Source organism: Streptomyces sp. NPDC042102, from assembly GCF_055582305.1.
In genome coordinates, this window is the sequence record NZ_JBVJDL010000012.1 from 21,762 (window position 1) to 36,814 (window position 15,053).

Consider the following 15,053-nt stretch of genomic DNA (forward strand, 5'->3'; position numbering starts at 1 on the left):
CGACCAGCTTGTCCTCGTTCGCCATCGCGGCGTGTCCTTCCCTGTTCTCGCGGGCTCCGGGGGTCAGGAGACCCCGAGCTCGTTCTGGATGAAGTCGAGTACCTCGTCGGCCGAGGCCGACTGGAGGCGGTCCGCGACGTCCTCGCCGGCGGCGGGGGCCGGGTCGGAGGCGGCGGCGAGCGCCTTCCAGCGCTGGAGGAGCTCCTCGATGCGGCCGGTCACCTCGTCGTGGCCGGGCGCGTCCGGGTCGGCGGCGAGCACCGCCGCCTCCAGGCGGCCGAGTTCGGCCAGCAGGTCGGCGCCGGGGGCGCCGGCCGCGTCGTCGGGCACCAGCTCGGCGAGCAGGTGCTTGGCGAGCGTGCTGGTCGTCGGGTAGTCGAAGATCAGCGTCGGGGGCAGCCGCAGTCCGGTCGCCGCCCCCAGCCGGTTGCGGAACTCGACCGCGGTCAGCGAGTCGAAGCCCAGCTCCTTGAAGGTGCGGTCGGCGCCGACGGCGGCGGGCGCCCCGTGGCCGAGCACGGTGGCCACGTTCGTGCGGACCAGTTCCAGCAGGACGTGCTCGCGCTCGGCGTCCGGCAGGCCGGCCAGCTGCTGCGCCAGCGGTACGGCGCCCTGCGCGGCGGCGGCCGCTTCGACCACGCGCCGGGCGGGGGCCCGTACCAGGCCCTTGAGGAGGTCCGGCAGGGCGCCGCCGCGCGCCTGGTCGCGCAGGCCCGCCAGGTCCAGGCGGACCGGGGCGAGCAGTGCCTCGTCCTGGCGCAGGGCGTCGTCGAGGAGCGTCAGGCCCTGCGCGTTGGTCATGGGCAGGAAGCCGGACCGGCCCAGGCGGGCGAGGTCGGTGCTGTCCAGGCCGGCGGTCATGCCGCTGGACTCGGCCCAGTGGCCCCAGGCCAGCGAGGTGCCGGGCAGGCCCTGGGCGCGCCGGTGCGCGGCGAGGGCGTCCAGGAAGGTGTTGCCGGCGGCGTAGTTGGCCTGGCCCGCGTTGCCGAGGACACCGGCCGCCGAGGAGTACAGCACGAAGGCGGTCAGGTCCCGGTCGCGGGTGAGTTCGTGCAGGTTGACGGCCGCGTCGACCTTGGGCCGCAGGACGGCGGCCAGCCGGTCGGGGGTCAGCGCGTCCACGACGCCGTCGTCGACGACGCCCGCGGTGTGCACGACCGCGCGCAGCGGCCTCTCGGCCGGTACGGCGGCCAGCAGGGCCGCGAGGGCCTCGCGGTCGGCGGCGTCGCAGGCGACGACCTCCGCCGACCCGCCCAGCGCAGCGATCTCCGCCACGAGCTCGGCCGCACCCGGCGCCTCGGGGCCGCGACGGCCCGTCAGCAGCAGGTGCCGTACCCCGTGCTCGGTCACGAGGTGCCTGGCCACCAGCGCGCCCAGCGTGCCGGTACCGCCGGTGACGAGCACGGTGCCCGCCGGGTCCCAGGCCTGCGGGACGGTCAGCACGAGCTTGCCGGTGTGCTTGGCCTGGCTCATGAACCGGAAGGCCTCCGGGGCCCGCCGGATGTCCCAGCTGCGCGTGGGCAGCGGCTTCAGCGCGCCCGACGCGAACAGCCCGGCCAGCGCGGCGAGCATCTGCCCGATCCGCTCCGGCCCGGCCTCCATGAGGTCGAAGGCCTGGTAGGCGACGCCCGGGTAGTCGCGGGCGACGGCCTGCGGGTCACGGATGTCGGTCTTGCCCATCTCGATGAACCGGCCGCCGCGCGGCAGCAGCCGCAGCGAGGCGTCGACCAGCTCGCCGGCCAGGCAGTCCAGGACGACGTCCATGCCGCGCCCGCCGGTCGCGTGGCTGAACCGCTCCTCGAAGGAGGCGTCGCGCGAGGAGCCGTAGTGGGCGCCCTCCAGCCGGACCTGCCGGCGCAGCACGTCCCACTTGCCCTCGCTGGCCGTGCCGAACACCTCGGCGCCCAGGTGCCGGGCGAGCTGGACGGCGGCCATGCCGACACCGCCGGCGGCGGAGTGCACGAGCACCCGCTCGCCCGCGCGCAGCCCGGCGAGGTCCACCAGCCCGTAGTAGGCGGTGAGGAACACCGCCGGCACGGAGGCCGCCTGCTCGAAGGACCAGCCCGCGGGCATGCGGGCCACCATCCGGGCGTCGGCGACGGCCACCTCGCCGAACGAGTGCGGCACCATGCCGAACACCCGGTCGCCGGGACGGACGTGGGTGACGTCCGCCGCGGTCTCGGTGACGACGCCGGAGGCCTCGCTGCCGAGCACGATCGCGTCCGGGTACATGCCCAGCGCCATCAGCACGTCGCGGAAGTTCAGGCCGGCCGCGCGTACGGCGATCCGCACCTGTCCGGCGCCCAGCGGCTCGGCCGCCTCCGGGAAGGGCACGAGGGCCAGGCTCTCCAGGGTGCCGCCGCCGGTGGTGTCCAGGCGCCAGTGCGGGGCGTCCTGCGGCGGGGCGAGCAGCGCGCCGGACCCGGCGCGGGCCAGCCGCGGGGCGAGGAACGCGCCGTCGCGGACGGCGATCTGCCCCTCCCCGGTGGCCAGGACCGCGCCGATCCCGCTCCCGTCCCCGCCGTCACCGTCGCTGTCGGTCTCGCTGTCGGTGTCGCTGTCGAGGAGCACCAGCCGGCCCGGGTTCTCGGCCTGCGCCGAGCGGATCAGGCCCCACACTCCGGCGTGGGTGAGGTCGGTGACGTCCTCGCCGTGCCGTACGGCGACCGCGCCGCGCGTACGGACGACCAGGCGGGCCGCGCCGAACACGGGGTCGGCCAGCCACTGCTGAACGGTGGCCAGCAGCCGGGCCGTGGCCGCGCGGGTCCCGTCGGCGGTGACCGCCGTACGGACCGGGGCGAGCGGCAGCAGGACGGCGTCCGGCACCGGGGCGCCGGCCTCGATCGCGGCGGCCAGCGCGGACAGGTCGGCGTGGGCCGTCACGTCCTCGCGGTCGGTGGCGCCGAGCAGGGCCCAGGTCGAGGGCGCCGCGTCGGCGGCGGCGACCGGGGTCCAGTCGACGCGGAAGAGCGCGTCGTTGTCGGCGGTCCTGGCCCGGTGCAGCTGGTCCTCGGAGACCGGCAGCAGGGTGAGCGCGTCGATGCTCGCGACCGGCAGGCCCGAGGTGTCGGCGACGGTGACCGCGACCGCGTCGGTGCCGGCGGGCACCAGGCGGACGCGGACCGCGGCGGCGCCCTCGGCGTGCACGGCCACCCCGCTCCAGGCGAACGGGAGCCGGATCCGTCCGTCCCCGGATCCGGCGGCGACGTCGAGCAGCATGCCGTGCAGGGCGGCGTCCAGCAGGGCCGGGTGCAGGCCGAACGCGGCCGCCTCCTCCTGCTGCGCCGGGTCGAGGGCGACCTCGGCGTACACCTCCTCGCCCAGCCGCCACGCGGCCTTCAGGCCCTGGAAGGCGGGCCCGTAGCCGTAGCCGGCCTCGGCCAGGCCCGCGTAGAAGCCGCCGAGGTCGATGCGCCGGGCCCCGGCCGGCGGCCAGACGGCCAGTTCGGCGACGGCCGGCACGACGCCCGCGGGAGCGAGGGTGCCGCTGGCGTGGCGGGTCCAGGCCAGGGCCGCCTCGGCGCCCTCGGGACGGGAGTGGACGACGACGCTGCGGCGGCCCGACGCGTCGTCCGGGGCGCCCACGACCACCTGGAGGCGGGCCGCGCCGCGCTGGGGCAGGGCGAGCGGAGCCTCCAGGGTCAGCTCCTCCAGGAGCCCGCAGCCGATCTCGTCGCCCGCGCGCAGGGCGAGTTCGACGAACGCGGTCCCGGGCAGCAGGACCGTGCCCGCCACCGTGTGGTCCGCGACCCAGGGCAGGGTGTCGGCGCCGAGCCGTCCGGTGAGGACGAGCCCGTCCCCGTCGGCGAGTTCCACCGACGCGCCGAGCAGCGGGTGCCCGGCGTCGGTGAGGCCGAGGCCGGCCGCCTCGCCGCGCGCGGAGCGGGACGGCTGGAGCCAGAACCGCTCGTGCTGGAAGGCGTACGTGGGCAGGTCCACCCGGCGGGCGGTCCGCCCGGCGAACAGCGGCGCCCAGTCCACGGACAGCCCCCGCGTCCAGGCCTCGGCGAGCGCCCCGAGGAACGCCTCGCCCTCCCCCCGGTCCTTGCGCAGCACGGGCGTCAGCAGCCCGCCGAAGCCCTCGGGCAGCGACTCGCCGGCCATCGCGGCGAGCACACCCTGCGGACCCAGCTCCAGGAAATGCCCCACACCCTGATCGGCGAGATGACGGATCCCGTCACCGAACCGGACGGCACCACGCACGTGCTCCACCCAATAGGCGGCGGTGAACTCGCTGATCTGCTCACCGGTCACGTTCGACACCACGGGGATCGAAGGCGTCCCGTACGTGAGCTGACCGGCGACCTCACCGAACTCGGCCAGCATCGGCTCCATCAACGGCGAGTGGAACGCGTGGGAGACCGTCAGCCGCTTGGTCTTACGACCCTGCGCCGCCAACCGCTCCGCCACCGCGAGGACATCGTCCTCGGCGCCGGAGATCACCACCGACTCCGGCCCGTTGACCGCGGCGATACCGACGCGGTCGGCCAGGCCCGTCAGGTGCTCGCGGACCTCGTCCTCGGTCGCCCGGACCGAGACCATCGCGCCACCCTCGGGCAGCGCGCCCATCAGCCGGCCCCGCGCCTCCACCAGCGCGCACGCGTCCTGAAGGGACAGCACCCCGGCCACGTGCGCGGCGGCGATCTCACCGATCGAATGCCCGGCCACGAAGTCCGGCCGCACACCGAACGACTCCACCAGCCGGAACAGCGCCACCTCCATAGCGAACAGCGCCGGCTGCGTGAACTCGGTGCGATGCACCTCCTCACCACCACCGAAGACGACATCCTTCAACGGCAGTGCAAAGTGAGCACACACCTCGTCGAAGGCGGCCGCGAACACCGGCTGCGCCGCGTACAGCTCACGGCCCATCCCCACCCGCTGCGCACCCTGACCCGAGAACAGGAACGCCAGCCGTTCCGTGCTCCCGGCGATGCCCTGGGCGACGCCCGGAGCGGAGGTGCCCTCGGCCAGGGCCCGCAGGCCGGCGCGGAAGCCCTCGGTGTCCTCGGCCAGGACGACCGCGCGGTGCTCCAGGGCCGTGCGCGTGGTCAGCAGGGCCTGCGCGACGTCCGCGGCCGCGGCCGCGCCGTCCAGCTCGGCGAGCCGGCCGGCCTGGGCGCGCAGGGCCTCGGGGCCGCGGGCCGAGAGGACCCACGGCAGCGGCCCGGCGGGCGCCGGTGCGGCGGCCCTCTCGGGCTCGGCGGGGGCCTGCTCGATGATGACGTGGGCGTTGGTGCCGCTGATGCCGAAGGAGGAGACGCCGGCCCGGCGCGGGCGGCCGGTCTCCGGCCACTCGACGGGCTCGGTCAGCAGTTCCACCGCTCCCGCCGACCAGAGGACCTCGGGCGTCGGCTCGTCGACGTGCAGGGTCTGCGGCAGGACGCCGTGGCGCATCGCCTCGACCATCTTGATGACGCCTGCGACACCGGCGGCGGCCTGGGCGTGGCCGATGTTGGACTTCAGGGAGCCGAGCCACAGCGGCCGGTCCCCGGGCCGGTCCTGGCCGTAGGTCGCCAGCAGCGCCTGCGCCTCGATCGGGTCGCCGAGGGTGGTGCCGGTGCCGTGTGCCTCGACGGCGTCGACGTCCTGCGGGGCCAGCCGGGCGTTGGCGAGGGCCTGCCGGATGACGCGCTGCTGGGCCGGTCCGTTGGGGGCGGTCAGGCCGTTGGAGGCGCCGTCCTGGTTGGTGGCGGTGCCGCGGACGACGGCCAGGACGTGGTGGCCGTTGCGGCGGGCGTCGGAGAGCCGCTCCAGGAGGAGGACGCCGACGCCCTCGGCCCAGCCGGTGCCGTCGGCGGTGGCGGCGAAGGACTTGCAGCGGCCGTCGGCGGCCATCCCGCGCTGGCGGCTGAACTCGACGAACACGCCGGGGGTGGCCATGACGGCGACACCGCCCGCCAGGGCCATGGTGCATTCGCCCTGCCGCAGCGACTGGGCCGCGAGGTGCAGCGCGACCAGGGAGGAGGAGCAGGCGGTGTCGACGGTGACGGCCGGGCCCTCCAGGCCGAAGGTGTAGGAGACCCGGCCGGAGACGACGCTGCCCTGGGTGCCGGTCAGGCCGTAGCCCTCGACCCGCTGGGGGTTCTCCTCGACGCGGAAGGCGTAGTCGTGGTGCATGGCGCCGGCGAAGACGCCGGTACGGCTGCCGCGGACGGCGTCGAGGCCGAGGCCGGCCCGCTCGAACGCCTCCCAGGACGCCTCCAGCAGCAGCCGCTGCTGCGGGTCCATGGCGAGGGCCTCACGCGGCGAGATCCCGAACAGGACGGGGTCGAAGTCGCCCGCCTCGTGGAGGAATCCGCCCTCGCGGGCGTAGCTGGTGCCCAGGCGTTCCGGGTCGGGGTCGAAGAGGGTGTCGAGGTCCCATCCGCGGTCGGTGGGGAAGCCGGCGACGGCGTCGCGGCCCTCGGCGACGAGCTGCCACAGGTCTTCGGGCGAGGCGACCCCGCCGGGGTAGCGGCAGGCCATGCCGACGATCGCGATCGGCTCGTCGTACGCGGCGGGGGTTGCCGCCGGGGCGGCGTCCCGGCCCGGCCGGGACGCGCTGTCGTCCTGGGCGCCGAGGAGTTCGGCGAGCAGGTACCCGGCGGCCGCCGTGACCGTGGGGTGGTCGAAGACGATGGTGGCGGGCAGCCGCAGGCCGGTGGCGGCGCTGAGCTGGTTGCGCAGTTCGACGGCGGTCAGCGAGTCGAAGCCGAGTTCCTTGAACGCCTTGTCGGGGCGGATCGCTGCGGGGTCGGCGTGGCCGAGGACGGCGGCGACGGCGCCGCGCACGATGTCCAGGACCGCCCGCTCCCGCTCGGCGGTGCCGAGCCCGGACAGCCGGCGGACCAGCGAGGACGTCTCGGCGTCGGCGGTGGCCGCTTCGACGGCGCGCCGGGCGGGGACCCGTACCAGGGCGCGGAACAGGCCGGGGAGGAGCCCGGACGCGGCGCGGGTGCGCAGGGTCGCGGTGTCCAGGCGGACGGGGACCAGCAGGGGGCGGGCGGGGGTGCGCAGGGCGGCGTCGAAGAGCGCCAGGCCGTGCTCGGAGGCCAGCGGCAGGATGCCGGCGCGGGTCATCCAGCCGAGGTCGCCGTCCGCCAGGTGGGCCAGCATGCCGCTGGTCTGCTGCCACAGGCCCCAGGCGAGGGAGGTGGCGGGCAGGCCCTGGGCGTGCCGGTGGTGGGCGAGGGCGTCCATGAAGGCGTTGGCGGCGGCGTAGTTGGCCTGGCCGGGGTTGCCGAAGACGCCGGCGATGGAGGAGTAGAGGACGAAGACGGCGAGGTCGAGGTCGCGGGTGAGCTCGTGGAGGTTCCAGGCCGCGTCGGTCTTGGGGCGCATGACGGCGTCGAGGCGCTCGTCGGTGAGCGCGCCGACCAGGCCGTCGTCGAGGACGCCGGCGGCGTGCACGACTCCGGTGAGCGGACGGTCGGCGGGAATGCTCGCGAGGAGCGCGGCGAGGGCGTCGCGGTCGGCGGCGTCGCAGGCGGCGATCTCGACGTCGGCGCCCAGCGCGCCGAGCTCGGCGGCGAGTTCGGCGGCTCCCGGGGCGTCGGGACCGCGCCGCCCGGTCAGCAGCAGCCGGCGTACGCCGTGCTCGGTGACCAGGTGGCGGGCCAGCAGGGCGCCCAGGGTGCCGGTGCCGCCGGTGATCAGGACGGTGCCGTCGGGGTGCCAGTCGGGCCGGCCGGCGGGCGGCTCGGTGGCGCGGACCAGGCGCGGGGCGAGCAGCGCGCCGTCGCGGACGGCCAGTTGCGGCTCGCCGGTGGCCAGGACGGCGGCCAGGTCGGCGGTGCCGGTGCGGTCCCGGGGGTCGAGGTCGAGGAGGACGAAGCGGTCCTGGTTCTCGGTCTGGGCGGAGCGGACCAGGCCCCACAGCGGGGCGTGGACGAGGTCGGCGGCGTCCTCGCCGGGCCGGGCGCAGACGGCACCGCGGGTGACGATCACCAGCCGGGCGGCGGCGAGCCGGTCCTCGGCGAGCCAGTCGCGGACGAGCCCGAGCACCCGTCCGGTGGCCGCCCGGGCGGCACCGGCCACGCCGGACCCGGCGGTGGCGCCGTGTGCCTGCGCGGCCAGGGCCTCGTACGTGATGACGACCGTCTCCGGGACGGCCAGGCCGCGGTCGAGGGCGGCGGTGAGGTCGGCCAGGGCGGGGTACGCGGCGCCGCCCAGTTCGGTCGCGTCCGCCACGGTGGCGGGCGCGGGCGCCGGGACGGGGGTCCACTCCACGCGGTGCAGGCCCTCGTTCCGGGCGCCGCCCAGCGCGCCCGCGGCGACGGGCCGCAGGACGAGCGAGTCGGCGTGGGCGACCGGGCGGCCCTCGGCGTCGGCGACGGTCAGTGCGACGGTGTCGGTGGCGAGCGGGGTCATGCGCAGGCGCACCGCGGTGGCGCCGGTGGCGTGCAGGGACAGTCCGCTCCACACGAACGGCAGGCGCACGCCCGCGTCCTCGCCCTTCGCCGCGCGGACGAGCTGCTCGGCGTGGAGGGCGGCGTCGAGGAGGGCGGGGTGCAGGCCGAACGCGGCCGCCTCCTCGCGCTGCGCCGGGTCGAGGACGACCTCGGCGTACACCTCCTCGCCCAGCCGCCACGCGGCTTTCAGACCCTGGAACGCCGGCCCGTACGCATAACCCGCGGCGGCCGTGCCCGCATAGAACCCGGCCAGGTCCACGGGCTCGGCGCCCGCCGGCGGCCACACCGACAGGTCGGCGGCCGCGCCCGCGGGGGCGGCGGCGGGGGCCAGGAAGCCGCTGGCGTGCCGGGTCCAGGGGGTGTCCGCACCGTCGTCCTCGGGGCGGGCGTGGACCGTGACGGGCCGTCGGCCGGAGCCGTCGGGGGCGCCGACGGTCGCCTGGACCTGGACGCCGCCGCGGGCCGGGAGGACCAGCGGCGCTTCGAGGGTGAGTTCCTCCAGGTGCCCGCAGCCGGCCTCGTCGCCCGCGCGGATGGCGAGTTCGACGAAGGCGGTACCGGGCAGCAGAACCGTTTCACCGACGCCGTGGTCGGCGAGCCAGGGGTGGCTCTGCAGGGAGAGCCGACCGGTCAGCAGGAAGCGGTCGCCGTCGGCGAGGGGGACGGCCGCGCCCAGCAGCGGGTGCCCGGCCCCGGCCAGGCCGGCCGCGGCGACGTCGCCGGCGCCGGTGGCGGGGGCGTCGAGCCAGTGCCGCTGCCGCTGGAAGGGGTAGGTGGGCAGCGCGGTGGCGGCCGTGGCGGCGGCGCCCGAGCCGATACCCGCGACGACCGTGCTCCAGTCGACGGCGACGCCCCGGGTCCAGGCCGTGGCGAGCGAGGTCAGCAGCCGCGCGGGGCCGCCCTCGTCGCGGCGCAGGGTGCCGGTGGCCAGGATGTCGGCGCCGGCGTCCTCGGCGGTCTCCAGCAGGCCGTACGTGAGGACCGGGTGGGCGCTGGACTCGATGAACGCCCGGAATCCCGCGGCGAGGAGGGCGCGGACGACCGGCTCGAAGGAGACGGGCCGGCGGCAGTTCTCGTACCAGTAGGCGGCGTCGAGCTCGGAGCCGTCGAGGACCTCGCCGGTGACAGTGGAGTAGAGCGGGACGGTGCCGGTGCGCGGGCGGACGAAGGCCAGCAGCTCCAGGATCCGCTCCTCGAGCCGGTCGACCTGCGCACAGTGCGAGGCCACCGTGGACGGCACGATCTTCGCGCGGACGCCCTCGGCCTCCAGCGCGGCGACGAGCTGCTCCAGCGGGGCGACCTCTCCGGCGACGGTCACGGCGCGCGGGCCGTTGATCCCGGCGATGGACAGGGCGTCCCCGTACGGGGCCAGGCGGGCCTCGGCCTCGGCGCGCGGCAGCGACACGGAGGCGACCGCGCCGCGGCCCACCAGCTCGTCCGCGAACAGCTGCGAGCGCAGGACGACGACCTTCGCCGCGTCCTCCAGCGACAGCGCCCCGGACACCGCCGCCGCCGCGATCTCGCCCTGCGAGTGGCCCACGACCGCGTCGGGGCGGACCCCGGCGGCCTCCCACTCGGCGGCGAGGCAGACCATGACGGTGAACAGGACCGGCTGGAGGACCTCGATCCGGGTCAGCGGCGGAGCGTCCTCCTGCCCGCGCAGCACGGCCTCGACGGACCAGTCCACGTGGGCCTCGACGGCGTCCGCGACCTCGGCGAACCGGTCCGCGAACACGTCCGAGGAGTCCAGCAGTTCCACGGCCATGCCGGCCCACTGCGAGCCCTGGCCGGGGAAGACGAACACCGTCCTGCCGCCGGCGTCCGCGACGCCGGTGACGGCCGGGGCGTCCAGGGCGGCCAGCAGGTCGTCGCGGGAGGAGCCGAGGACGACCGCGCGGTGCTCGAAGACGGAGCGGTGGCCGGCGAGGGCCGCGGCGACGGCGGTGTCGGCGGTCTCCGGGTGCGCCTGGGCGTACGTGCTCAGCCGGGCCGCGGCCTCGCGCAGCGCGTCCTCGGTCCGGGCGGACAGCAGCCACGGCACCGGGCCGGTGGCGGCGGGGGCCGCGTCGGCGGGGGCGTCCTCGGCGGGCGCCTCCTCCAGGATGAGGTGGGCGTTGGTGCCGCTGATGCCGAAGGAGGAGACACCGGCGCGGCGCGGCCGGCCGGTCTCCTCGGCGCCGGGCCACGGGCGGGCCTCGGCGAGGAGTTCGACGGCGCCCGCGGACCAGTCGATGTGCGGGGACCGCTCGTCGGCGTGCAGGGTCCTGGGCAGCACCCCGTGGCGCAGGGCGAGGACCATCTTGATGACGCCCGCGACACCGGCGGCCTGCTGGGTGTGGCCGATGTTGGACTTCAGGGAGCCGAGCCACAGCGGCCGGTCCGCGGGCCGGTCCTGGCCGTACGTCGCCAGCAGGGCGTGCGCCTCGATGGGGTCGCCGAGGCGGGTGCCGGTGCCGTGCGCCTCGACGGCGTCGACGTCGCGGGCGGCCAGGCCCGCGTTGGCCAGGGCCTGGCGTACGACGCGCTGCTGGGAGGGGCCGTTGGGGGCGGTCAGCCCGTTGGAGGCGCCGTCCTGGTTGATGGCGGAGCCGCGGATCACGGCGAGGACCTGGTGGCCGTGCCGCCGGGCGTCGGAGAGCTTCTCCAGCAGCAGCACGCCGGCGCCCTCGGCCCAGCCGGTGCCGTCGGCGGAGGCGGAGAAGGACTTGCAGCGGCCGTCGGCGGACAGCGCCCGCTGGCGGGTGAGTTCGACGAACAGGCCGGGGGTCGGCATCACGGTGACGCCGCCGGCGACGGCGAGCGTGCACTCGCCGCGGCGCAGCGACTCGGCCGCCAGGTGCAGGGCGACGAGGGAGGCGGAGCAGGCGGTGTCGACGGTGACGGCCGGGCCCTCCAGGCCGAGGCTGTAGGCGATGCGGCCGGAGGCGACGCTGGGCGTGCTGCCGGTCATCAGGTAGCCCTCGGTGGACTCGGTGCCCTCGTGCAGGCGGGGGCCGTAGTCCTGGAAGGTGGCGCCGACGAACACGCCGGTCGGGGTGCCCTTGAGGGAGTGCGGGTCGAGTCCGGCGCGCTCCAGGGCCTCCCAGGAGGTCTCCAGCAGCAGGCGCTGCTGGGGGTCCATGGCGGCGGCCTCGCGCGGGGAGATGCCGAAGAAGGCCGGGTCGAAGAGGGTGGCGCCGCGCAGGAAGCCGCCCTCGCGGACGTAGTGGGTGCCGGGGCGGCCCTCGGGGTCGTACAGGCCCTCCAGGTCCCAGCCGCGGTCGGTGGGGAAGGGGCCGATGACGTCGCGGCCCTCGGCGAGGACCTCCCACAGGGCCTCGGGCGAGTCGGTGCCGCCGGGGAAGCGGCAGGCCATGGCGACGACGGCGATGGGCTCGTCCGCCCCGGTGCCGGCGGCGCGCTGGGCGGTGGCCTCCTGGGCGGCGGCGCCGCCGAGGGCGCTCTCGCGCAGATGGCGGGCGAGCAGGACCGGGGTCGGGTGGTCGAAGAGCAGGCTGGAGGGCAGGGCCAGGCCGGTGCTGCGGCCGAGGCGGTCGCGCAGTTCGACGGCGGTCCAGGAGTCGAGGCCGAGCTCGTGGAAGGTGTCGCGCAGGTCGATGTCGGCGGCGTCCTCGTGCTGGAGGACGGCGGCGATGTCGGCGCGCAGCAGGTCGAGGACGGCCTGTTCGCGGGCCTCGGCGGGCAGCGCCTCCAGACGCTCGCGCAGGGCGCTGGAGGGCAGCGCGGACTCCGGCTCCGGCTCCTGCTCCTCGGCCGCGGCCGAGGCCGAGGCCGGGACGGACGTGCGGGTGGCGGCCGGCGCGGCGCTGGTGTCGATCCAGTGCCGGCGGCGCTGGAAGGCGTACGTGGGCAGGTCCAGCCGGGGTGCCGGGCCGGCGGTGCCGAGGACGGCGGCCCAGTCGAGCCCCTCGGCGGCGCCGAGGGTGTGCAGCCGGGCGAGGGCGTGCGTGAAGGACCGCGGTTCGGGCTGCTTGCCGGTGCGGGCGACGGGGACGAACGCGGCGTCCTCGCCCGCGCACTCGCGGCCGGCGGAGGACAGGGCGCCGTCGGGGCCGAGTTCGACGTACGTGGTGACGCCGGCGGCGTCGAGGGTGCGGATGCCGTCGGCGAAGCGGACGGCCTCGCGGACGTGGCGCACCCAGTAGTCGGCGGTGGCGATCTCGGCGTCGGCGACGACGGCCCCGGTGAGGTTGGAGACGACGGGCAGGCGGGCCGGGTGGTAGGTGAGGGAGGCCGCGACGGCGCGGAACTCCTCGAGCATGCCGTCCATGTGGGGCGAGTGGAAGGCGTGGCTGACGCGCAGCCGCTTGGTCTTGCGGCCCTGCCCGGCGAAGTGCGCGGCGATCGCGTCGACGGCGTCGGCGTCGCCGGAGACGACGACGGAGCGCGGCCCGTTGACGGCGGCGACGCAGACCCGGCCGGTGCCGTCCTCGGCCAGCGGCCGTACCTCGTCCTCGGTGGCCTGGAGCGCGGCCATGGCGCCGCCCTCGGGCAGCGCGTCCATGAGGCGGCCGCGGGCGGCGACGAGGGCGGCGGCGTCGGCGAGGGTGAGGACGCCGGCGACGTGGGCGGCGGCGAGTTCGCCGATGGAGTGGCCGACGACGTAGTCGGGGCGGACGCCGAAGTGCTCCAGGAGCCGGTGGGCGGCGACCTCGAACGCGAACAGGGCGGGCTGGGTCCAGGCGGTGCGGTCGAGGAGCCCGGCCTCGGCGGTGCCCGGCGCGGCGAAGGCGATCTCGCGCAGCGGGCGCGGCAGGTGCGCGTCGAGCGCGGCACAGGCCTCGTCGAAGGCGGCGGCGAAGACGGGCTGGCCGGCGTGGAGCTCGCGGCCCATGCCGGCGCGCTGGCTGCCCTGGCCGGAGAAGAGGAAGGCGGTGCGGCCGGCGCGGGCCCGGCCTTCCACCACGTGGGCGGATCCGGTGCCGGCGGCGAGGTCGGCGAGCCCGGCGGCGAAGCCACCGAGGTCCTCGGCGAGTACGACGGCGCGGTCCTCGTGGGCGGTACGGGTGGTGGAGAGCGCGTGGGCGAGCGCGGCGGGCTCCCCGTGGTACCCCTCGACGAAGGCACTCAGCCGCCCGGCCTGCGCGCGCAGCGCGGCCTCGCCCCGCCCGGAGACGGGCAGGAGCAGCGTCCGCCGCGCCCCGGGGTCGGCCTCGGCGGCTTCGGCAGCCGTGACGGCGTCGACCGGGCCCCGAGCCCCGGCCCCGGCCGGGCCGGTGGCCCCGGCCCGCGTCCCCGGGCCGGCCTCGGCTTCGGCCTCGGCTGCGGCCCCGGCAGCCGTGACGGCGTCGGCCAGGCCCCGGGCCCCGGCCCCCGCCCCGTCCGTGCCGGTGGCCGCGCGGGCGGAGTCCGTCGCGGCCGGGGGTTCGCCGATCACCACGTGGCAGTTGGCGCCGCCCAGGCCGAAGGAGCTGACCCCCGCGATCAGGGGGCGGTCGGGGTGGGGCCACGGGCCGGCCTCGGTCTGGACCCGCAGGTGCAGCGCGTCGAGGTGGATGTCCAGGTTGGGGCTGCGGAAGTTGAGGCTGGCCGGGAGCGTGCGGTGGCCGACGGCGAGGGCGGCCTTGATCAGGCCGGCGATTCCGGCGGCGCCCTCCAGGTGCCCGATGTTGGTCTTGGCGGAGCCGACCGGCAGCGGGTCGTCCTCGTCGCGGGCGGATCCGAGCGCGTCGCCGAGCGCGGTGGCCTCGACCGGGTCGCCGACGGGGGTTCCGGTGCCGTGGAGTTCGACGTACTGGACGGCCCCGGGGTCGGTCCCGGCGGCCGCCAGGGCGCGCCGGACCACCTCGGCCTGGGCGCCGGCGCCGGGCACGGTGAGGCCGTCGGTGGCGCCGTCGTGGTTGACGGCGCTGCCGAGCAGCACGCAGTGCACCCGGTCGCCGTCGGCCAGTGCCCGGTCCAGGGGCTTGAGCAGCACCAGGCCGCCGCCCTCGCCGCGGACGAACCCGTTGGCGCGGGCGTCGAAGGTGTGGCAGCGGCCGTCGGGGGACAGCGCGCCGAAGCCGTCGGTGATCTCGGAACTGCCGGGCGCCAGGCGCAGGTTGACGCCGCCGGCCAGCGCCAGGTCGGCCTCGCCGGTGAGCAGGGCCTGGCAGGCGAGGTGGACGGCGACCAGCGAGGAGGACTGGGCGGTGTCCACGGTCATGCTGGGGCCGTGCAGGCCCAGGGTGTACGAGACCCGGTTGGCGATGACGCCGCGGTTGAGCCCGGTGAAGGTGTGCGGCGAGACGCCGGCGGCGCCGGAGCGGCGCACGAGGTCGGCGTAGTCGTCCCAGATCGCGCCGACGAACACGCCGGTGCCGCTGTTCTTGAGGGTGGCGGGCAGGACACCGGCGTCCTCGAGGGCCTCCCAGGCCAGTTCGAGGACGAGCCGCTGCTGCGGGTCCATCGCGGCCGCCTCGCGCGGGGAGATCCCGAAGAAGCGGGCGTCGAAGGTGTCGACCCGGTCGAGGTAGCCGCCGCGGCCGGTGGCCGGTCCGGCGCCCTCGGGCACCACGTCGCGGCGTCCGCGCGGCGCCTCGGTGACGGCGTCGGTGCCGTCCCGCAGCAGCCGCCAGTACGCGTCCGGTCCGTCGGCCTGCGGGAACCGGCAGGAGATGCCGATGACCGCGATGGGCCCGGTGCCGCGGCCCGGGGTTCCGGATGTCCCGGACGCCTCCG

1 protein-coding gene is annotated in these 15,053 nt (G+C 76.9%); it reads right to left on the minus strand.

Translation table 11 applies throughout. The features are described 5' to 3' along the window. Positions 1-63: 63 nt before the first annotated feature. The gene (locus tag ACZ6KO_RS30355) at positions 64-15,006 is read right to left on the minus strand and encodes an SDR family NAD(P)-dependent oxidoreductase (protein WP_469307292.1); all 14,943 of its coding nucleotides are present in this window, start codon (positions 15,004-15,006) and stop codon (positions 64-66) included. Positions 15,007-15,053: the final 47 nt, after the last annotated feature.